This window comes from Streptococcus infantis ATCC 700779 (assembly GCF_000187465.1).
Classification (GTDB): Bacteria; Bacillota; Bacilli; order Lactobacillales; family Streptococcaceae; genus Streptococcus; species Streptococcus infantis.
The window spans coordinates 581,781-600,410 of the sequence record NZ_GL732439.1; the positions used below are offsets into that span (position 1 = coordinate 581,781).

18 protein-coding genes are annotated in these 18,630 nt (G+C 39.4%); 13 read left to right on the forward strand and 5 right to left on the reverse strand.

What is annotated here, in order from left to right:
• Window positions 1-9: 9 nt before the first annotated feature.
• A complete protein-coding gene (gene gdhA, locus HMPREF9423_RS05070) occupies window positions 10-1,356 on the reverse strand; it encodes an NADP-specific glutamate dehydrogenase (RefSeq protein ID WP_006148248.1) in 1,347 nt (448 codons plus the stop codon).
• A 228-nt stretch (window positions 1,357-1,584) separates the two neighbouring features.
• Between gdhA and HMPREF9423_RS05075 the strand changes: the two genes are divergently transcribed.
• The 6 genes from HMPREF9423_RS05075 to HMPREF9423_RS05100 all read left to right on the forward strand — a co-directional run bounded on the left by HMPREF9423_RS05075 (window position 1,585) and on the right by HMPREF9423_RS05100 (window position 6,672).
• A complete protein-coding gene (locus tag HMPREF9423_RS05075; protein WP_006148249.1) occupies window positions 1,585-2,520 on the forward strand; it encodes a dihydroorotate oxidase in 936 nt (311 codons plus the stop codon).
• Window positions 2,521-2,552: 32 nt separating this feature from the next.
• Complete coding sequence (gene holA / locus HMPREF9423_RS05080; protein ID WP_006148250.1) at window positions 2,553-3,590, forward strand: DNA polymerase III subunit delta; 1,038 nt, start codon at window positions 2,553-2,555, stop codon at window positions 3,588-3,590.
• A gap of 69 nt (window positions 3,591-3,659) precedes the next feature.
• Window positions 3,660-4,265 carry a superoxide dismutase SodA gene (sodA, locus tag HMPREF9423_RS05085; protein ID WP_000974733.1) on the forward strand — a complete coding sequence of 202 codons (606 nt, stop codon included), beginning with the start codon at window positions 3,660-3,662 and terminating at the stop codon, window positions 4,263-4,265.
• A gap of 157 nt (window positions 4,266-4,422) precedes the next feature.
• Window positions 4,423-5,331 carry a LysR family transcriptional regulator gene (locus HMPREF9423_RS05090; protein WP_006155650.1) on the forward strand — a complete coding sequence of 303 codons (909 nt, stop codon included), beginning with the start codon at window positions 4,423-4,425 and terminating at the stop codon, window positions 5,329-5,331.
• The gene (lspA, locus tag HMPREF9423_RS05095; RefSeq protein WP_006148252.1) at window positions 5,328-5,789 is read left to right on the forward strand and encodes a signal peptidase II; all 462 of its coding nucleotides are present in this window, start codon (window positions 5,328-5,330) and stop codon (window positions 5,787-5,789) included. Before HMPREF9423_RS05090 ends, lspA begins: the two co-directional genes overlap by 4 nt.
• A complete protein-coding gene (locus tag HMPREF9423_RS05100) occupies window positions 5,779-6,672 on the forward strand; it encodes an RluA family pseudouridine synthase (RefSeq protein ID WP_006148253.1) in 894 nt (297 codons plus the stop codon). The genes lspA and HMPREF9423_RS05100 overlap by 11 nt, the downstream gene beginning before the upstream one ends.
• A 23-nt stretch (window positions 6,673-6,695) precedes the next feature.
• Here the strand turns inward: HMPREF9423_RS05100 and ffh are convergent, their stop codons facing one another.
• The 3 genes from ffh to HMPREF9423_RS05115 are packed head-to-tail and all read right to left on the reverse strand — an operon-like array spanning window position 6,696 to window position 8,830.
• Complete coding sequence (gene ffh / locus HMPREF9423_RS05105) at window positions 6,696-8,261, reverse strand: signal recognition particle protein (RefSeq protein WP_006148254.1); 1,566 nt, start codon at window positions 8,259-8,261, stop codon at window positions 6,696-6,698.
• Between the two features lie 18 nt (window positions 8,262-8,279).
• Window positions 8,280-8,495 carry a hypothetical protein gene (locus HMPREF9423_RS05110; RefSeq protein ID WP_006148255.1) on the reverse strand — a complete coding sequence of 72 codons (216 nt, stop codon included), beginning with the start codon at window positions 8,493-8,495 and terminating at the stop codon, window positions 8,280-8,282.
• 2 nt (window positions 8,496-8,497) lie between these two features.
• Window positions 8,498-8,830, reverse strand: coding sequence for a putative DNA-binding protein (locus HMPREF9423_RS05115; protein WP_006148256.1), 333 nt, complete (start codon window positions 8,828-8,830; stop codon window positions 8,498-8,500).
• A gap of 153 nt (window positions 8,831-8,983) precedes the next feature.
• Between HMPREF9423_RS05115 and rnc the strand changes: the two genes are divergently transcribed.
• The 4 genes from rnc to HMPREF9423_RS05135 all read left to right on the forward strand — a co-directional run bounded on the left by rnc (window position 8,984) and on the right by HMPREF9423_RS05135 (window position 14,723).
• Window positions 8,984-9,682, forward strand: coding sequence for a ribonuclease III (gene rnc / locus HMPREF9423_RS05120; protein ID WP_006148257.1), 699 nt, complete (start codon window positions 8,984-8,986; stop codon window positions 9,680-9,682).
• Window positions 9,673-13,212 (forward strand): chromosome segregation protein SMC, encoded by a 3,540-nt coding sequence (gene smc, locus HMPREF9423_RS05125; RefSeq protein WP_006148258.1) that lies wholly within the window; start codon window positions 9,673-9,675, stop codon window positions 13,210-13,212. The genes rnc and smc overlap by 10 nt, the downstream gene beginning before the upstream one ends.
• 89 nt (window positions 13,213-13,301) lie before the next feature.
• A complete protein-coding gene (locus HMPREF9423_RS05130; RefSeq protein WP_006148259.1) occupies window positions 13,302-13,961 on the forward strand; it encodes a trimeric intracellular cation channel family protein in 660 nt (219 codons plus the stop codon).
• Between the two features lie 180 nt (window positions 13,962-14,141).
• Complete coding sequence (locus tag HMPREF9423_RS05135) at window positions 14,142-14,723, forward strand: HD domain-containing protein (protein ID WP_006148260.1); 582 nt, start codon at window positions 14,142-14,144, stop codon at window positions 14,721-14,723.
• A 130-nt stretch (window positions 14,724-14,853) separates the two neighbouring features.
• On the opposite strand, the gene HMPREF9423_RS05140 is transcribed toward HMPREF9423_RS05135, so the two are convergent.
• On the reverse strand, window positions 14,854-15,321 hold the full coding sequence (locus tag HMPREF9423_RS05140) for an 8-oxo-dGTP diphosphatase (protein ID WP_006155645.1): 468 nt from the start codon (window positions 15,319-15,321) through the stop codon (window positions 14,854-14,856).
• 331 nt (window positions 15,322-15,652) lie between these two features.
• Between HMPREF9423_RS05140 and HMPREF9423_RS05145 the strand changes: the two genes are divergently transcribed.
• The 3 genes from HMPREF9423_RS05145 to ftsY are packed head-to-tail and all read left to right on the forward strand — an operon-like array spanning window position 15,653 to window position 18,624.
• The gene (locus tag HMPREF9423_RS05145) at window positions 15,653-16,444 is read left to right on the forward strand and encodes a Cof-type HAD-IIB family hydrolase (protein ID WP_006148262.1); all 792 of its coding nucleotides are present in this window, start codon (window positions 15,653-15,655) and stop codon (window positions 16,442-16,444) included.
• On the forward strand, window positions 16,444-17,262 hold the full coding sequence (locus tag HMPREF9423_RS05150) for a Cof-type HAD-IIB family hydrolase (RefSeq protein WP_006148263.1): 819 nt from the start codon (window positions 16,444-16,446) through the stop codon (window positions 17,260-17,262). Before HMPREF9423_RS05145 ends, HMPREF9423_RS05150 begins: the two co-directional genes overlap by 1 nt.
• 3 nt (window positions 17,263-17,265) lie before the next feature.
• Window positions 17,266-18,624, forward strand: a complete 1,359-nt coding sequence (gene ftsY, locus HMPREF9423_RS05155; protein WP_006148264.1) for a signal recognition particle-docking protein FtsY — start codon at window positions 17,266-17,268, stop codon at window positions 18,622-18,624.
• Window positions 18,625-18,630 lie beyond the last annotated feature (6 nt).

The window sequence follows — 18,630 nt, forward strand, 5'->3', positions numbered from 1 at the left end:
TTTTTAGAATTAAACAATACCTTGGGCAATCATAGCATTTGCTACGTTTTCAAAGGCTGCAATATTTGCACCTGCAAGGTAGTCAGTACCAAGACCGTATGTTTCAGCAGTTGTTTTAGCTGTGTTGAAGATGTTAGTCATGATGTCTTTGAGACGTCCGTCAACTTCTTCACGTGTCCATGAAAGACGAAGACTATTTTGGCTCATCTCAAGAGCAGATACAGCTACACCACCAGCATTGGCAGCTTTGGCAGGTCCGTATAGGATACCGTTTTCCTTGTAGACTTTGATAGCTTCAAGGTCGCTAGGCATGTTGGCTCCTTCAGAGACACAGATAACTCCTTGAGCAACCAAGCGTTTCGCAGCTTCACCGTTGATCTCGTTTTGAGTCGCACATGGAAGAGCGATATCGTAGTTACCAGTGTAAGTCCATACAGAACCTTCATAGTAAGTAGCAGTAGGTTTTTCTGCAGCGTACTCAGTTAAACGAGCACGACGGTTGTTTTTAACATCTGACAAAAGGTCGAAGTCGATACCATTTTCATCAATGACATAACCATTTGAGTCAGATACAGAAATAACTGTAGCACCAAGTTCAGTTGCTTTTTGAAGGGCAAACTGAGCAACGTTACCAGAACCAGAAACAACCACTTTCTTACCAGCAAAGCTGTTTCCGTTAGCTTTGAGCATTTCTTCAGTGTAGTAAACCAAACCGTAACCAGTCGCTTCTGGACGAATCAGGCTACCACCAAATCCAAGAGGTTTACCAGTCAAGACACCAGCATCAAATTGGTTAAGGCGTTTGTATTGTCCGTAAAGGTAACCAATTTCACGTCCACCGACACCGATATCACCAGCAGGTACGTCAAGAGAAGGTCCGATGTATTTTTGCAATTCAGTCATGAAGCTTTGGCAGAAGCGCATTACTTCAGCATCAGTTTTGCCTTTAGGATCGAAGTCGGCCCCACCTTTACCTCCACCGATTGGAAGTCCAGTCAAAACGTTTTTAAAGATTTGTTCGAAGCCGAGGAATTTCAAGATCCCTTGGTTTACAGTTGGGTGGAAACGAAGTCCGCCTTTATATGGTCCAACAGCAGAGTTAAATTGAACACGGTAACCACGGTTAACTTGAACTTTTCCTTCACGGTCAACCCAAGGAACACGGAAAGAAATTACGCGCTCAGGTTCAGTGATACGTGCCAAGATGTTTTCTTCAATATACTCAGGGTGTTTTTCAAAGACAGGTTCCAAAGTACTGAAGAATTCTTCAACCGCCTGGAGAAATTCAGCCTCATGCCCGTTACGAGCTTTTACAGTTTCAAACACGCTTTGGATATATTCTTTAGCAGATGTCATATCGTTCTCCTTTTTTTATTGTCATATTTTATTACATGAGACATTATAGCAGAAAAAATTTTCAGTGTAAAGAAAAAAACATAAATTTTCTAAAAATTCTTTCAATTTGAATAAGCTTGTTTTATTAGCTGTATCAGAACCTTTTTATAGGGTTAGTTTTATTAAAAGGCTCCTTGCCAAAGTATGGTATAATAATAAAGAAACAATGGATTTTGGAGGAATAGAATCATGGTATCAACGAAAACGCAGATTGCTGGTTTTGAGTTTGGAAATTGCTTAATGAATGCAGCAGGTGTTGCTTGTATGACAATTGAGGAATTGGAAGGTGTCAAAAATTCAGCAGCAGGAACCTTTGTCACTAAGACAGCAACCTTGGAATTTCGTCAGGGAAATCCTGAACCACGCTATCAAGATGTTCCACTTGGTTCTATTAACTCTATGGGGCTCCCAAATAATGGTTTAGACTATTACTTGAACTACCTTTTGGAATTGCAAGAAAAGGAACCAAATCGTACATTCTTTCTATCTTTAGTTGGAATGTCTCCAGAGGAAACTCATACCATCTTAAAAAAGGTGCAAGAAAGTGATTTCCGTGGTTTAACTGAACTCAATCTCTCATGCCCAAATGTGCCAGGCAAGCCCCAGATTGCCTATGATTTTGAAACAACAGATCGTATCTTGTCAGAAGTTTTTGAGTATTTTACAAAACCTCTAGGAATTAAGCTTCCACCTTATTTTGATATTGTACATTTTGATCAAGCGGCAGCTATTTTTAACAAATACCCACTCAAATTCGTCAACTGTGTCAACTCTATTGGAAATGGACTTTATATAGAAGATGAGTCTGTCGTGATTCGTCCTAAGAATGGCTTTGGTGGAATTGGTGGAGAATACATTAAACCAACTGCCCTTGCCAACGTCCATGCTTTTTATCAACGCTTAAATCCTCAAATTCAAATCATCGGAACTGGTGGAGTATTAACGGGGCGTGATGTCTTTGAACATATCCTATGTGGTGCCAGCATGGTACAAGTAGGAACTACTCTTCATAAAGAAGGTGTAGGTGCTTTTGAGCGTATTACAAAGGAGCTCAAAGAAATTATGACGGAAAAAGGATACCAAAGCCTAGAGGATTTCCGTGGAAAATTGAATTATATGGATTAAACGGAAGCTAAATTAAAAAGAAAGGAGAATAAATGCTAGCCATAGAAGAAAGTCGAAAGCTATCCTTAGCGAACCTTCCTAGTTTGACCCTGTTTACAGGGGCTGATCAAGGACAGTACGACATCATGAAAACTCAGGTTCTAAAGCAAATCGGGTACGACCCTGCAGATTTGAATTTTGCTTATTTTGACATGAAAGAAGTAGACTACAATAGTTTGGAACTTGAGCTGGTCAGTCTTCCTTTCTTTGCGGATGAAAAAATTGTTATTTTAGATCATTTTATCGATATTACAACTGCTAAAAAACGCTATCTAACTGATGATGAGCTCAAGGCCTTTGAAGACTATCTGGAAAATCCTGTACCCTCAAGTAAATTAGTAATCTTTGCTGAAGGCAAGTTAGATAGCAAGCGACGTTTGGTCAAATTACTTAAGCGGGATGCGACAGTATTTGAGGCTCTTGAACCTAAAGAGCAAGAGTTGAGAGCCTATTTTCAAAAGTGGACTCAGGAACAAGGACTTACTTTTGGTGGAAATTCCTTTGAACAATTGCTTATCAAATCTAGTTTTCAATTCAGTGAAATTCAGAAAAACCTGCTCTTCTTACTGTCTTATAAGGATAGTGGTCTGATAACAGAAGAAGATATTGTTGAAGCCATTCCAAAGACTTTGCAGGATAATATTTTTGATTTGACCCAATTAATATTAACTAAGAAAATTGATCAGGCACGAGATTTAGTTAAAGATTTGACCTTGCAAGGAGAAGATGAGATTAAACTGATTGCCATTATGCTAGGGCAGTTTAGACTCTATACACAGGTAAAAATATTGCAAGAGTCTGGTCAGACAGAATCACAGATGGTTAGCAGTTTGGGTCACTATCTTGGTCGCAATCCGAATCCCTATCAAATCAAATTTGCCCTTCGTGACACGCGAGGATTGTCTCTGAATTTCCTACAAGATTCTATTCGTTATCTTATTCAGGCAGATTATCAAATTAAGACTGGTGTTTACGAAAAAGGGTACTTGTTTGAGAAGGCTTTATTGCAGATTGCGAGCCAGTCAAATTGAGCAAATAACTTGAAAAAAAAGGTTGTTTGCGTTATCATTTTTATATAGAAAGAAAAAGAGGTATTACAGATGGCTATTATCTTACCAGATCTTCCATACGCTTACGATGCATTGGAACCATACATCGATGCTGAAACAATGCACTTGCACCATGACAAACATCACCAAACATATGTCAACAACGCAAACGCAGCTCTTGAAAAACACCCTGAAATTGGTGAAGACCTTGAAGCTTTGCTTGCAGATGTTGAATCTATCCCTGCAGATATTCGTCAAGCTCTTATCAATAATGGTGGTGGCCACTTGAACCATGCTCTTTTTTGGGAATTGATGACTCCTGAAAAGACAGCTCCTTCAGCAGAACTTGCAGCAGCAATTGATGCAACATTTGGTTCATTCGAAGAATTCCAAGCAGCATTCACTGCAGCAGCAACAACTCGTTTCGGTTCTGGATGGGCATGGTTGGTTGTTAACAAAGAAGGTAAGCTTGAAGTGACTTCAACAGCAAACCAAGATACACCAATCTCAGAAGGTAAAAAACCAATCTTAGGTTTGGACGTTTGGGAACATGCCTACTACGTGAAATATCGCAACGTTCGTCCTGACTACATCAAAGCTTTCTTCTCAGTGATTAACTGGAACAAAGTAGACGAGCTTTACGCAGCAGCTAAATAATCGCATTTGATAACACCCCTTTTTAGTTGGATTTTGGGTCTAGCTTTAAAGGTGTTTTTTTGTTTGCCTTTTTTAGAAGTAACTGTCTCATGATTTTCCTTTGTTGGATAGGCTTTATTTATGGTATAATGATAAGATAGAAACCGAAGGAGAAGTCATGAATATTCAACAATTACGCTACGTTGTTGCTATTGCAAATAGTGGTACTTTTCGTGAAGCGGCTGAGAAAATGTACGTTAGCCAACCCAGTCTATCTATTTCTGTAAGAGATCTGGAGAAAGAGCTAGGATTCAAGATTTTCCGCAGAACTAGTTCGGGTACCTTTCTTACTCGTCGTGGAATGGAATTTTATGAAAAGGCCCAAGAGTTGGTTAAAGGATTTGATATTTTCCAGAACCAGTATGCCAATCCTGAAGAGGAAAAGGATGAGTTTTCAATAGCCAGCCAGCACTATGATTTCTTGCCACCGACTATCACAACTTTTTCTCAACGGTACCCAGACTATAAAAATTTCCGTATTTTTGAATCTACAACTGTTCAGATTTTGGATGAAGTAGCCCAAGGTCATAGTGAGATTGGGATTATTTACCTCAACAATCAAAACCAAAAGGGTATCATGCAACGGGTTGAAAAGTTAGGCCTTGAAGTGATTGAGTTGATTCCTTTCCAGACGCATATCTATCTTCGTGAAGGACATCCTTTAGCCAAGAAAAAAGAGTTGGTTATGGAGGATTTAGTTGATTTGCCAACAGTTCGTTTCACACAAGAGAAGGATGAATATCTCTATTACTCAGAAAACTTTGTGGATACAAGTGCTAGCTCTCAAATGTTTAATGTAACTGACCGTGCTACCTTAAATGGAATTCTTGAAAGAACAAATGCTTATGCGACTGGTTCTGGATTCTTGGATAGCGATAGTGTCAACGGAATTACGGTTATTCCATTAGATGATAATCTCAATAATCGCATGGTTTATGTGAAACGTGAGGAAGTAGACTTGAGCCCAGCGGGAACCTTATTTGTAGAAGTTATGCAAGAGTATTTTGATCAGAAGAGGAAAGCATGAAAAAAAGAGGAATAGTAGCAGGAATCATAGCAGCCTTGATTGTATTAGATCAATTGGTAAAAGCTTATGTCGTTCATAATATTGCTCTAGGTGAAATTAAATCATGGATTCCAAATCTAGTTAGTTTAACCTATCTGCAAAATAGAGGGGCTGCCTTTTCCATGCTTCAAGATCAACAGTGGTTTTTTGCGGTGATTACTCTAGTAGTTATGGCAGGAGCTATCTGGTATTTGCACAAGCACATAGAGGATTCCCTCTGGATAGTCTTTGGATTGGTTCTGATTATTGCAGGTGGTCTAGGAAACTTCATTGATCGCATTGGCCAAGGATTTGTCGTGGATATGTTTCACTTAGACTTTGTCAATTTTGCGATTTTCAATGTGGCTGATAGTTATCTGACAGTAGGGGTCGTTGTGTTATTACTTGCAATGCTAAAAGAGGAAATGAATGGAAATTAAAATTGAAACGGGTGGGATACGCCTAGATAAGGCTTTGTCAGATTTGACAGAATTGTCTCGTAGTCTCGCCAATGAACAAATCAAGTCTGGTCAAGTCTTGGTCAACGGCCATGTTAAGAAAGCCAAGTATACGGTCCAAGAGGGGGATGTCATCACCTATCAAATTCCCGAACCAGAGGTTTTGGAGTATGTAGCTGAAGATATTCCTTTAGAAATCATTTACCAAGATGAGGATGTAGCAGTAGTCAACAAACCTCAAGGTATGGTTGTTCATCCAAGTGCTGGTCATACCAGTGGTACCTTAGTAAACGCCCTTATGTATCATATTAAAGACTTATCAGGTATCAATGGTGTGCTGCGTCCAGGGATTGTCCATCGTATCGATAAGGACACATCTGGGCTTCTCATGATTGCTAAAAATGATGAAGCTCACATGGCACTGGCTCAAGAATTGAAAGACAAGAAATCTCTTCGAAAATATTGGGCCATTGTTCACGGTAATCTTCCCAATGATCGAGGTGTCATTGAGGCACCGATTGGTCGTAGCGAAAAAGACCGCAAGAAACAAGCTGTGACTGCTAAAGGAAAACCGGCAGTGACACGTTTCCAAGTCTTGGAACGCTTTGGAGACTATACCTTACTGGAATTACAACTGGAAACAGGACGGACCCATCAAATCCGTGTGCACATGGCTTATATCGGTCATCCTGTCGCTGGGGATGAGGTTTATGGTCCTCGTAAAACCTTGAAAGGACATGGGCAATTTCTCCATGCTAAGACGCTAGGTTTTACCCATCCAAGAACTGGGGAAACGCTGGAATTTACTGCTGATATTCCAGAAATATTCAAGCAAACCTTGGAGAAACTTAGAAATGAACAATAAAAAAGGACTCAATTGAGTCCTTTTTATTTGCGTTTTTTCTTAGCTTTTTTCATTTTGTTGGCCATACGTTTCATGGATTGCTTCATGGCAAATTCACCGATTTTACCCTTGAGACCTCCACCAAGCATCTGGCTCATATCAGGCATTCCGGCTCCTCCAAGAGCAGACATATCCGGCATACCACCTTGTCCCATCATGCCTTCAAGGGCGGACATATCCATGCCACCAGGCATGTTTTTAGGAAGGTTGTTAGGGTTGATGCCCATTTGTTTCATCATCTTGTTCATGTCACCAGACATGACACCTTGCATGAGTTGTTTGGCTTGGTTAAAGTCTTTGATGAACTTGTTGACATCGATAAAGGTATTACCAGAACCAGCAGCGATACGACGACGACGGCTTGGAGTAAGCAAATCTGGATTTTCACGCTCTTCAGGAGTCATAGATGAGACGATGGCACGTTTGCGAGCAATCTGTTTTTCATCCACCTTCATATTTTGAAGGGCAGGATTGTTGGCCATACCAGGAATCATCTTGAGCAAATCTTCCATCGGCCCCATATTTTGCACCTGATCCAACTGATCGATGAAATCGTTGAAATCAAAGGTGTTTTCCCGCATCTTTTCAGCCATTTCAAGGGCTTTTTGCTCATCGTATTCTTGGGAAGCTTTCTCAATCAGAGTCAGCATATCCCCCATACCGAGAATACGGCTGGCCATACGGTCAGGGTGGAAGGTTTCAATGTCGGTAATCTTTTCACCAGTACCAGTGAACTTGATTGGTTTTCCTGTGATATGACGAACAGAAAGGGCCGCACCACCACGAGTATCCCCATCAATCTTGGTAAGGATGATACCGGTAACTTCTAATTGAGCGTTAAATTCTCTCGCAACGTTAGCAGCTTCTTGACCGATCATAGCATCGATGACAAGAAGAATTTCATTTGGTTGAGCTAGAGTTTTGACATCACGGAGCTCATTCATGAGAAGTTCATCGATTTGTAAACGACCGGCTGTATCAATCAAGACATAGTCATTATGGTTGGCTTTAGCTTGCTCCAAACCTTGGCGAACAATCTCCACTGCAGGAACTTCAGTTCCAAGAGCAAAGACAGGAACATCAATTTGTTGTCCTAGTGTTTTAAGCTGGTCAATAGCTGCAGGACGATAGATGTCGGCCGCAATCATCAGAGGACGAGCATCCTCTTCCTTTTTAAGTTTGTTAGCAAGTTTTCCAGCGAAGGTTGTTTTACCAGCACCCTGTAAACCAACCATCATGATGATTGTAGGAATCTTAGGAGACTTGATAATCTCAGCTGTATCAGAACCAAGAACTTCCGTCAACTCTTCATTGACAATCTTGATGATTTGTTGAGCTGGATTGAGGGTATCAATGACTTCATGCCCGACCGCGCGTTCACGAATTTTCTTTATAAAGTCCTTAACCACTGGCAAAGCAACGTCGGCTTCTAAAAGAGCCAGACGAATTTCCTTGGTTGCTTCTTGGATATCACTCTCAGTGATTTTTCCTTTTTTACGTAGATTCTTAAAGACGTTCTGCAAACGTTCTGTTAAATTTTCAAATGCCATTATTTTTCTCCTATTTATTCAATTCAGTGGAAATCGTCCGAAATTTTGCAAACACTCTAGTTCTTCGGGAGTGACCTCTTTCATGATTTCATTTGGATATCCCCAACAGCTAAATCCTTCTTTAAGGGCTTGGGGGATAGAATCAGGTGAGAGAATTTGTAGTATTGTAGGGAAGGGGGGCTCTGCAGCTAATAGTTTACAAGGTATTCCTTTATAGACAACAAGATTATCCATGATTACTCCCTATTATCAATACTGGTCAAAATCTCAACTTGCTCTTGGAGAAAAGCATCTTTTGGATAGCGCTCAATGATCTGATCAAAAATCTGACTGCGAACAATGTAGTCAGAGTACATATGGAGCTTCATCTCATAGTCTTCCAGAATCTTTTCCGTTCGTTTGATATTATCATAAACAGCCTGACGACTGACACCGAACTCTTCTGCAATTTCAGCTAAACTATAGTCGTCTGCATAGTAGAGCTCGATATAGTTCATCTGCTTATCAGTCAAAAGGGCTGCATAAAATTCAAACAGAGCATTCATTCGATTGGTTTTTTCAATTTCCATAAGATTTATTATACCAAAAAATAGCTTGAACTGCTAGTAATGGATTGATTTTAAACACAAGTCAGAAAAAGGACTTTTAACGGTTATTTTCTGACTATGATTCTATTTTTTGGTATAATGGAGTGTATTATAATGTTTTAGAAAGAGGTTCTTATGAAAGAATTAGAAACCGTGTTAGAGCAACGTTTTGGGCTTGTTTTTTCAGATAAACAATTACTTGAAACAGCTTTTACTCACACTAGTTATGCCAATGAGCACCGCCTCTTAAAAATTTCACACAATGAACGCTTGGAATTTTTAGGAGACGCTGTTCTGCAATTATTGATTTCAGAATATCTGTACAAAAAATATCCTAAAAAACCAGAAGGTGACCTGTCTAAACTCCGTGCCATGATTGTACGTGAAGAGAGTTTAGCTGGTTTTGCTCGCGACTGCCAGTTTGACCAGTTTATCAAGCTAGGTAAGGGAGAGGAAAAATCTGGAGGCCGTAATCGAGATACCATCTTGGGAGATGCTTTCGAAGCCTTTTTGGGTGCCCTGCTTTTAGATAAGGATCTACTTACGGTAAAAGAGTTTATCTACCAGGTCATGATACCTAAGGTTGAGGCCGGTGACTTTGAGATGATTAAAGACTACAAGACTCATCTCCAAGAATTACTCCAAGTCAATGGTGATGTCGATATTCGTTATCAGGTCATTTCAGAGATCGGACCTGCCCATGATAAGATGTTTGAGGTTGAAGTCCTTGTCGAGGGGCAAAGTTTAGGTAGGGGTCAAGGACGATCTAAAAAATTGGCCGAACAAGAAGCCGCTAAAAATGCAGTTGAGGAAGGACTGGATTCATGTATTTAAAAGAAATTGAGATTCAGGGATTTAAGTCCTTCGCTGATAAGACCAAGGTTGTTTTTGACCAAGGAGTAACAGCAGTTGTAGGACCCAATGGTTCTGGAAAATCTAACATCACAGAAAGTTTACGCTGGGCTCTTGGGGAATCCAGTGTCAAAAGTCTTCGTGGTGGGAAGATGCCTGATGTTATCTTTGCAGGGACAGAAAGTAGAAAACCATTAAACTATGCTTCTGTAGTTGTTACTCTAGATAATCAGGACGGTTTCATCAAGGATGCAGGACAGGAAATCAAGGTGGAGCGTCATATCTATCGTACTGGGGATAGTGAATACAAGATTGATGGGAAAAAAGTCCGTCTTCGTGATATTCATGATCTTTTCTTAGATACCGGACTTGGACGTGATTCCTTCTCCATTATTTCCCAAGGGAAGGTCGAAGAAATCTTTAACTCTAAACCTGAGGAACGCCGTGCTATCTTTGAAGAAGCGGCGGGGGTCTTGAAATATAAAACTCGTCGTAAAGAGACGGAAAGCAAACTTCAACAAACTCAAGACAATTTAGACCGCTTGGAAGATATCATCTATGAGTTGGATAATCAAATCAAACCATTGGAAAAGCAAGCAGCAACTGCACGCAAATTTATAGAACTAGACGGTCAACGTAAAGCTATCTACTTGGATGTTTTGGTTGCACAAATTCAAGCCAATAAGGCTGAATTGGATCTAACAGAAGAAGAATTAAACCAAGTCCAAGAACTGTTGACTAACTATTATCAGAAGCGTCAAGAGTTAGAAGAAGAAAATCAAAGTCTCAAAAAGAAACGTCATGATTTGCAAGCTGAAATGTCAAAAGATCAGTCAACATTAATGGATTTGACTGCTTTAATCAGTGAATTAGAGCGTAAGTTAGCCTTGTCTAAACTGGAGACAGAGCAGGTTGCTCTCAATCAACAAGAGGCTCAAGCTCGTTTAGCTAGTTTGGATGAAAAGAGAAATGCTCTTATTCAAGAGAAGGAAGAAAAAGAAGCAAATCTCAGTCAGTTAGAAGAAAATCTAGCAGTCAATACCAAGGAGCTCAATCGTTTAGAAGCTGAGTTAGAAGCATTTTCTGATGATCCTGATCAGATGATTGAGCAACTGCGTGAGCGCTTTGTTGCTTTCTTGCAGGAAGAAGCGGATGTCTCTAACCAGTTGACACGGATTGAGAATGACCTTGAAAATAGTCGCCAACAGACTCAAAAGCAAGAAGAACAATTGGAGTCCTTGAAGGAACAATTAGCTTCTGCTAAGTCTAAGGCTAGTGAGCAAGAGACTGAACTAAAATCAGCAAAAGAAAAAGTACAGACCTTACTTGCTGACTATCAGACGCATGCTAAACAGGAAGAAGAACAAAAGCAAGCTTATCAAAGTCAGCAAAGTCAACTTTTTGACCGTTTGGATAGTCTGAAAAACAAGCAGGCCAAGGCGCAAAGTCTGGAAAACATTCTTAAAAACCATAGTAATTTCTATGCGGGTGTTAAGAGTGTTCTACAAGAAAAAAATCGCCTGGGCGGTATTGTCGGAGCGGTCAGTGAACATTTAACTTTTGATGTTCGTTATCAAACAGCCCTTGAAATTGCCCTCGGAGCAAGTAGCCAACATATCATCGTTGAAGACGAACAGGCTGCGACTAAGGCTATCGACTTCCTTAAACGAAACCGAGCTGGTCGTGCGACCTTCCTACCTTTGACAACCATCAAAGCTCGTAGCATTTCTGGTCAGAACCAAGATGTGATTGCCTCAAGTCCAGGTTTTCTTGGAATGGCAGATGAATTGGTTACTTTTGATGCAAAGCATGAAGCTATTTTTAAAAACCTGCTTGCTACAACAGCAATCTTTGATACGGTAGAGCATGCGCGTGATGCAGCTCGTAAGGTACGTTATCAGGTTCGAATGGTAACGCTAGATGGTACAGAATTGCGAACAGGTGGTTCTTATGCTGGTGGTGCAAATCGTCAAAATAACAGTATTTTCATTAAGCCTGAATTGGAGCAGTTGCAAAAAGAGATTGCTCAAGAGGAAAAGATTCTTCGTCAAGAGGAAGAAAATCTGAAATCACTTCAAGAAGGCTTGACAGCCCTCGCTCAAACTTTGGAGGTTATTAAGTCTCAAGGAGAGCAAGCTCGAATAGAGGAGCAAGGCTTATATCTGGCTTATCAACAAACTTGCCAGCAAGTCGAAGAACTCGAAACACTTTTAGAACTTCAGGAAAAAGAATTAAACAACCTCAGAGGTGGAGATTGGCAAGCTGAAAAAGAAAAATGCCAAGAACGTCTTTCAATCATCGCAACTGAAAAGCAAAAGCTTGAATCAGAAATTGAAGAAATCAAGTCCAATAAAAATGCTATTCAAGAACGTTATCAAAACTTGCAGGAAAAACTTTCTCAAGAGCGGCTTCGCAAGACAGAAATGATAGGGCGAAAGCGTTATGAAGTTGCGGATATTGAACGGATTAACAAAGAGCTTGAATACCTTGATATGGAGCAAGATGAAATCGAACGGCTTCTCCAAGAAAAGGTTGACAATCTTGAAAAGGTTGATACAGAACTTTTGACCAAGCAGGAAGCAGAAGCCAAGAGTCAGAAGGAAGAAATTCAACAAGGGCTTATTCGTAAGCAGTTTGAGCTGGATGATATTGAAGGTCAATTGGATGATATTGCTAGTCATTTAGAACAAGCTCGTCAGCATAATGAAGAATGGATTCGTAAGCAAACACGAGCGGAAGCGACCAAAGAGAAGATTACGGACCGCCTTCGCTATCTTCAAGGTCAACTGACTGAAGAATACCAGATTAGTTATACGGAAGCTTTAGAACAAGCCAATCCATTAGAAGATTTGGCTGTCGCTGAACAAGATGTCAAGGATCTGGAAAAATCTATCCGTTCACTTGGTCCAGTCAATCTGGATGCCATTGAGCAGTTTGACGAAGTTCACGAACGCTTGGAATTCTTGAATAGTCAACGTGATGACATTCTTTCTGCCAAAAATCTTCTTCTTGAAACCATTACAGAGATGAACGATGAAGTGAAGGAACGATTTAAATCAACCTTTGAAGCTATTCGTGAATCCTTCAAAGTGACCTTCAAGCAGATGTTTGGTGGTGGTCAAGCGGACCTAATCCTGACCGAGGGAGATTTATTGACAGCAGGTGTTGAAATCTCTGTTCAACCGCCAGGTAAGAAAATCCAATCCCTCAACCTCATGAGTGGTGGAGAGAAGGCCTTGTCAGCTCTTGCTTTGCTTTTCTCAATCATTCGTGTCAAGACCATTCCATTTGTTATTTTGGATGAAGTAGAGGCTGCACTCGATGAAGCTAACGTTAAACGCTTTGGGGATTATCTTAACCGATTTGACAAGGATAGTCAGTTTATCGTTGTTACCCACCGTAAGGGAACCATGGCTGCTGCAGACTCTATTTATGGAGTAACTATGCAAGAATCTGGTGTTTCTAAGATTGTCTCTGTTAAACTAAAAGATTTAGAAAATATGGATGCTTAGTTTGTTTTCAATATAACATTTCAAACTAGAGCATGTAGAATGACCTTCAAGAAGTCAGAAAGGTTACAAAAATAAATTGAGGAGCTTACATGGATTTTGACCTATTCCTAATGATTTGTAATTATATTGGGACTATAGCCTTTGCGGCGTCAGGAGCCATCAAAGGATTTGGTAAACGTTTAGATATTTTTGGAATTAGTTTATTGGCAATTGTAACGGCAGTAGGTGGAGGTATTTTAAGAGATTCTATTATCAGTCGTTTTCCCTCCGCTCTCGCAGATCCTGGACCGATTTATGTCTCTATCCTTGTAGCTGTTATTATGTATGCCTTTGTGACATCAAAACAAGCCAATGCTAGTCAAGAAAAAAAATTCTATAAGTGGCTGAGAGAAGCTTATCTTATCTTTGATTCGATTGGTTTAATCATCTTTTCCTTGATTGGAGCTACAGCCTTAGCTGATAGTAAATTGAACTTGATGTCTGCAGGGATTTTGGCCTGTTTAACAGGTGCTGGAGGAGGTATCATCCGAGATCTCTTGATTAATGAAGTTCCAAGTGTTCTAAAAGAGGACATCTATGCCCTTCTATCTTTTGTAATTGGCGTTATTTATTACTGGTTGGCCTTTGTCCTTCACTTTCCAAGAATCACTGCTTTTATCATTCTCTCAATTGTCGGTTTTGTGATTCGACTCTGTATTATTAAGTTTAAGCTCTCTTTGCCAAATATGGACAAAAAGACTTGGAATTGATTGATGGTAGGAAAGTTCAATCACTCGATTGATAAATATTTTATAAATTACAAGTTTAATCAAGCGTCTAATCTTACATGGATTAGGCGCTATTTTATTTTTTGCAAATATGGGAAATATTTGATGAAATTAATATTTTTTGGTATTATATCTAAAATTTTAAATAAGATAGGAGCTACAATGAGAAATTTAAAGAATTCAGTCGATTTTATTAAAGAAATAGAGAAATTAAAGGCAGTAACAAGATTTAATAGAACTCTTGATGGAAGGTTTGAAAATAGTGCTGAGCATTCTTGGCAAGGCGCCATAGCTGCAATGGTTCTTCAAGATTATTATCCTGAAAAATTGGATATGGAAAAAGTTATTCCTATGTTATTGATTCATGATTTAGGTGAGATTTATGCAGGAGATACTTGGGTTTTTGATGATGAAAAAAAGGTTCATTCTCATGATAGAGAGTTGGAATCTATAGAAAAAACAATGAGCCTCCTTCCAGAAGAGAAATATTTGAATATGAAAAATTTGTGGTTGGAATTTGAAAAAGGGCAGAGTGCTGAAGCAAGATATGCAAGAGTGATCGACGCCTTAGTACCACTGATAAATCACTTAGAAGTGTCAGAATTCAATTATAATCCTGATAATATTAGTGCAGACATGGTATTAGAAAAGAAAAAGTTCATAAAAAGTGAATCAGGAGAGTTATGGAAACTGACGGAAGATTTGATTCAGGAAAGTGTGGAGAGGGGCTTATATTTTAAATAACGACTGACTAATATAGAGAAAGCCTTGGAATAAGCTGTTTCCAAGGCTTTTTAGCTATCTATAGATATAAGGAAAAGTTGTCAGAGTAGATGATTTTTATTAGATACCCTTGATTATACCGTAGAGAATATTAGTCAAATAAAATTGTTTTGTTTTCACTAATGCATTTCTTATTATCATCCCAATAGTTAATACTTTCAAAGCTTCCTTTTCTTAAATAAAGCGGTAGCCTTTTTCTGATTTCATCTTGCATTGGTATTTTATCGATTTCTTTTAGATTCCACCATTTTGGCTCACCTTCGTCGGATGTGCTTAGTTCACCAGTAAACTGAGTACATAAAAAGTCATAGAAGACAAATCTCTCATTACCAATTGAATTAGTAAAGCCTGAAATTCCCTTTAATTCAAGATTTAATGCAGTGAGTCCAGTCTCTTCCTTAAGTTCCCGTAATGCAGCTTCAAAAAAACTTTCAGGGAATTCTACTTTTCCCCCTGGTGGAATCCAGCCAGAAAAATTATCGTGCTGTCTATTAAGTAATAAAATTTCCTGATTTTTCAAAACGCAAATATTAACCCAGTTTTTGATTTTTTCAGTCATATTATCAGCCTCCAACAAGTATTTTTTCATATGTTAGACTATATGTCAAGAACTATATGCTATTTTGATTGTGACAAATGTGTATCAGCCAAAGATTGATAATTTTTACGCAATAGCTGATTAATTATCAGAATAGAATTTAATCAAGACCTTTGGTAAACAAGTGTTGAGAGGTTGTATATAAAAGAAGGCAAGCAAATCAGCCTGGTCTTCAAAATTGGCTCTACGGATAGATTTATAGAATACAAGGACGTGTCAATCCTGCAGGTCTTTTTTACTTTTTCTATGGTATAATAGAAGATAGATTTACAACTGGAGAATAGAAGTATTTATGATTAAACTAGTCGCAACTGATATGGACGGGACTTTTCTGGATGAAGCTGGCCAATTTGATATGGAGCGGTTAAAAAAGCTTCTCCATTCTTATAAAGAAAAAGGAATTTACTTTGCTGTAGCTTCTGGCCGTGGTCTTTTGTCGCTTGAAAAGCATTTTGCGGATGTCAAAGATGAAATTATTTTTATCGCCGAAAATGGGAGTCTGGTTCGTTTTCATGGACAAGACCTCTATGAAGCGACCATGCCTAGAGATTTTTACCTATCAACTTTTGAAAAGCTAAAGACTTCACCTTATTTCGATGAGAGGAAGATGCTCTTGACTGGTAAGAAAGCTTGCTATGTTTTAGATACTGTAGATGAAACCTATCTCATGTTTAGTCATCATTACAATGAAAATATTCAAAAAGTATCCAAACTTGAAGATATCACTGATGAGATCTTCAAATTCACGACGAACTTTACAGAAGAGACAGTAGAAGCTGGCGAAGCTTGGGTCAATGAACATGTTCCTGGTGTTAAGGCAATGACGACAGGTTTTGAATCTATCGACATTGTTCTTGATTATGTGGACAAGGGAGTTGCGATTGTCGAATTAGCTAAGAAGTTAAATCTGGATATGGATCAAGTGATGGCTTTTGGAGATAACCTCAATGACCTTCATATGATGCAGGTTGTAGGACATCCAGTCGCACCTGAAAATGCCCGTCCAGAGATTTTAGAACTTGCTGAAACGGTTATCGGTCACCACAAAGACCAATCAGTTATAGCTTATATGGAGGGGGTATAATGGCAGATATTAAATTAATTGCCCTAGACTTAGATGGGACTTTGCTGACGACAGACAAGAAATTGACTGATCGTACCAAGGCGACTTTAAAGGCTGCGCGTGAACAGGGTGTCAAAGTAGTCCTAACAACTGGACGTCCTCTCAAGGCTATGGATTTCTTCCTTAAAGAGCTTGGAACAGACGGCCATGATGACGAATATACTATCACATTCAACGGTGGATTGGTTCAGAAAAATACAGGTGAGATTCTTGATAAGACAGTTTTTTCAATTGATGATGTGACACGTATTTACGAGGAAACTGAAAAACTAGGCATTCCTTTAGATGCAATTTCAGAAGGAACAGTTTACCAGATTCAGTCTGACCAAGAAAGTTTATATGCTCAGTTTAACCCGGCTCTAACTTTTGTTCCAACTGCTTTTGAAAATTTGTCTAGTCAGGTAACATACAATAAATGTGTGACTGCCTTTCCTCAGGAACCTTTGGATGCGGCTATTCAAAAGATTTCACCAGAATTATTCGATCAATATGAAATTTTTAAATCACGTGAACTCTTGCTAGAGTGGTCACCAAAGAATGTTCATAAGGCGACAGGATTATCTAAACTAATTGAACACCTGGGAATTGACCGAAGTCAAGTCATGGCTTGTGGAGATGAGGCTAATGACCTTTCGATGATTGAGTGGGCCGGTTTCGGTGTAGCTATGCAAAATGCTGTACCAGCAGTTAAGGCTGTGGCAAATGTGGTAACACCAATGACTAATGACGAAGAAGCTGTCGCCTGGGCTATCGAAAAATATGTACTAAAGGAGAACTAAAGAATGGGATTATTTGACCGTTTATTTGGAAAAATAGAAGAACCTAAAATTGAAGAAGTTGTCAAAGAAGCTCTAGAAAACATTGATTTATCGGATGATAGCGAGCAAACTGAAACGCTAGAATCTGAAAATATCGAAGTCAAAGAGCAAGATGGGACTGTCGTAGCCGAAGAAAATGTTGAAGACTTATTTGAAGCAGATGTTGACGAAGAAACTATTGTCGAATCAGTTGACGAAGTGAAGGTTTCTCGAGAAGAGTTAAATCAAGTTCAAGAGGCAGATAGTCCTCAAGAGGAATCGACTCATGTTGAAGAGATTCCTTCAAATGATAGTGACGACGAAGAAATTGTTCAGCCTCAATCAGACGAAACGGGAGCAGACACTTCTGAAGAAGTAGAAGAAGATCTAGCAATCGAAGAAACTCCTCAAGTCCAAGAAACTGAACAAGAAAAATATGACCGTAGTCTTAAGAAAACGCGTACTGGATTCGGTGCCCGTTTGAATGCTTTCTTTGCAAACTTCCGCTCAGTCGATGAAGAATTTTTTGAAGAACTAGAAGAACTGCTCATCATGAGTGACGTTGGTGTGCAGGTGGCTTCAAATCTTACGGAAGAATTGCGTTATGAAGCCAAGCTTGAGAATGCTAAGAAACCTGATGCCCTTCGTCGTGTTATCATCGAAAAATTGGTGGAGCTATATGAAAAGGACGGCATTTATAATGAAAATATTAACTTCCAAGATGGATTAACGGTTATGCTTTTTGTTGGAGTTAATGGGGTCGGGAAAACAACTTCAATTGGTAAATTAGCTAATCGATACAAACAAGCTGGTAAAAAGGTTATGCTTGTTGCTGCGGATACTTTCCGTGCTGGTGCAGTTGCCCAGTTAGCTGAATGGGGGCGTCGTGTAGATGTTCCTGTCGTTACTGGCCCTGAGAAGGCAGATCCAGCTAGCGTTGTCTTTGATGGGATGGAACGAGCAGTAGCAGAAGGTATTGATATTCTCATGATTGATACAGCTGGCCGTCTGCAAAACAAAGAAAACTTAATGGCTGAATTGGAAAAAATTGGTCGTATTATCAAACGTGTTGTTCCAGAAGCGCCTCACGAAACATTCCTAGCCCTTGATGCTTCAACAGGACAAAACGCTCTTGTACAAGCTAAAGAGTTCTCTAAAATTACGCCTGTCACAGGAATAGTCTTAACAAAAATTGACGGGACTGCCCGAGGTGGTGTTGTGTTGGCTATCCGTGAGGAACTTAATATCCCTGTTAAGCTAATTGGTTTTGGTGAAAAAATCGATGATATCGGTGAGTTCAACTCTGAAAACTTTATGAAGGGCCTTCTAGAAGGTTTGATATAAAAGAAA

What these genes read in the sequence shown, in the direction of transcription:
- HMPREF9423_RS05075 (WP_006148249.1), top strand. Translation starts at nt 1,585, where the DNA reads ATGGTATCAACGAAAACGCAGATTGCTGGTTTTGAGTTTGGAAATTGC.
- lspA (WP_006148252.1), top strand. Translation starts at nt 5,328, where the DNA reads ATGAAAAAAAGAGGAATAGTAGCAGGAATCATAGCAGCCTTGATTGTA.
- HMPREF9423_RS05090 (WP_006155650.1), top strand. Translation starts at nt 4,423, where the DNA reads ATGAATATTCAACAATTACGCTACGTTGTTGCTATTGCAAATAGTGGT.
- holA (WP_006148250.1), top strand. Translation starts at nt 2,553, where the DNA reads ATGCTAGCCATAGAAGAAAGTCGAAAGCTATCCTTAGCGAACCTTCCT.
- gdhA (WP_006148248.1), bottom strand. Translation starts at nt 1,356, where the DNA reads ATGACATCTGCTAAAGAATATATCCAAAGCGTGTTTGAAACTGTAAAA.
- ffh (WP_006148254.1), bottom strand. Translation starts at nt 8,261, where the DNA reads ATGGCATTTGAAAATTTAACAGAACGTTTGCAGAACGTCTTTAAGAAT.
- HMPREF9423_RS05145 (WP_006148262.1), top strand. Translation starts at nt 15,653, where the DNA reads ATGATTAAACTAGTCGCAACTGATATGGACGGGACTTTTCTGGATGAA.
- HMPREF9423_RS05130 (WP_006148259.1), top strand. Translation starts at nt 13,302, where the DNA reads ATGGATTTTGACCTATTCCTAATGATTTGTAATTATATTGGGACTATA.
- smc (WP_006148258.1), top strand. Translation starts at nt 9,673, where the DNA reads ATGTATTTAAAAGAAATTGAGATTCAGGGATTTAAGTCCTTCGCTGAT.
- HMPREF9423_RS05110 (WP_006148255.1), bottom strand. Translation starts at nt 8,495, where the DNA reads ATGGATAATCTTGTTGTCTATAAAGGAATACCTTGTAAACTATTAGCT.
- ftsY (WP_006148264.1), top strand. Translation starts at nt 17,266, where the DNA reads ATGGGATTATTTGACCGTTTATTTGGAAAAATAGAAGAACCTAAAATT.
- rnc (WP_006148257.1), top strand. Translation starts at nt 8,984, where the DNA reads ATGAAAGAATTAGAAACCGTGTTAGAGCAACGTTTTGGGCTTGTTTTT.
- sodA (WP_000974733.1), top strand. Translation starts at nt 3,660, where the DNA reads ATGGCTATTATCTTACCAGATCTTCCATACGCTTACGATGCATTGGAA.
- HMPREF9423_RS05135 (WP_006148260.1), top strand. Translation starts at nt 14,142, where the DNA reads ATGAGAAATTTAAAGAATTCAGTCGATTTTATTAAAGAAATAGAGAAA.
- HMPREF9423_RS05100 (WP_006148253.1), top strand. Translation starts at nt 5,779, where the DNA reads ATGGAAATTAAAATTGAAACGGGTGGGATACGCCTAGATAAGGCTTTG.
- HMPREF9423_RS05140 (WP_006155645.1), bottom strand. Translation starts at nt 15,321, where the DNA reads ATGACTGAAAAAATCAAAAACTGGGTTAATATTTGCGTTTTGAAAAAT.
- HMPREF9423_RS05115 (WP_006148256.1), bottom strand. Translation starts at nt 8,830, where the DNA reads ATGGAAATTGAAAAAACCAATCGAATGAATGCTCTGTTTGAATTTTAT.
- HMPREF9423_RS05150 (WP_006148263.1), top strand. Translation starts at nt 16,444, where the DNA reads ATGGCAGATATTAAATTAATTGCCCTAGACTTAGATGGGACTTTGCTG.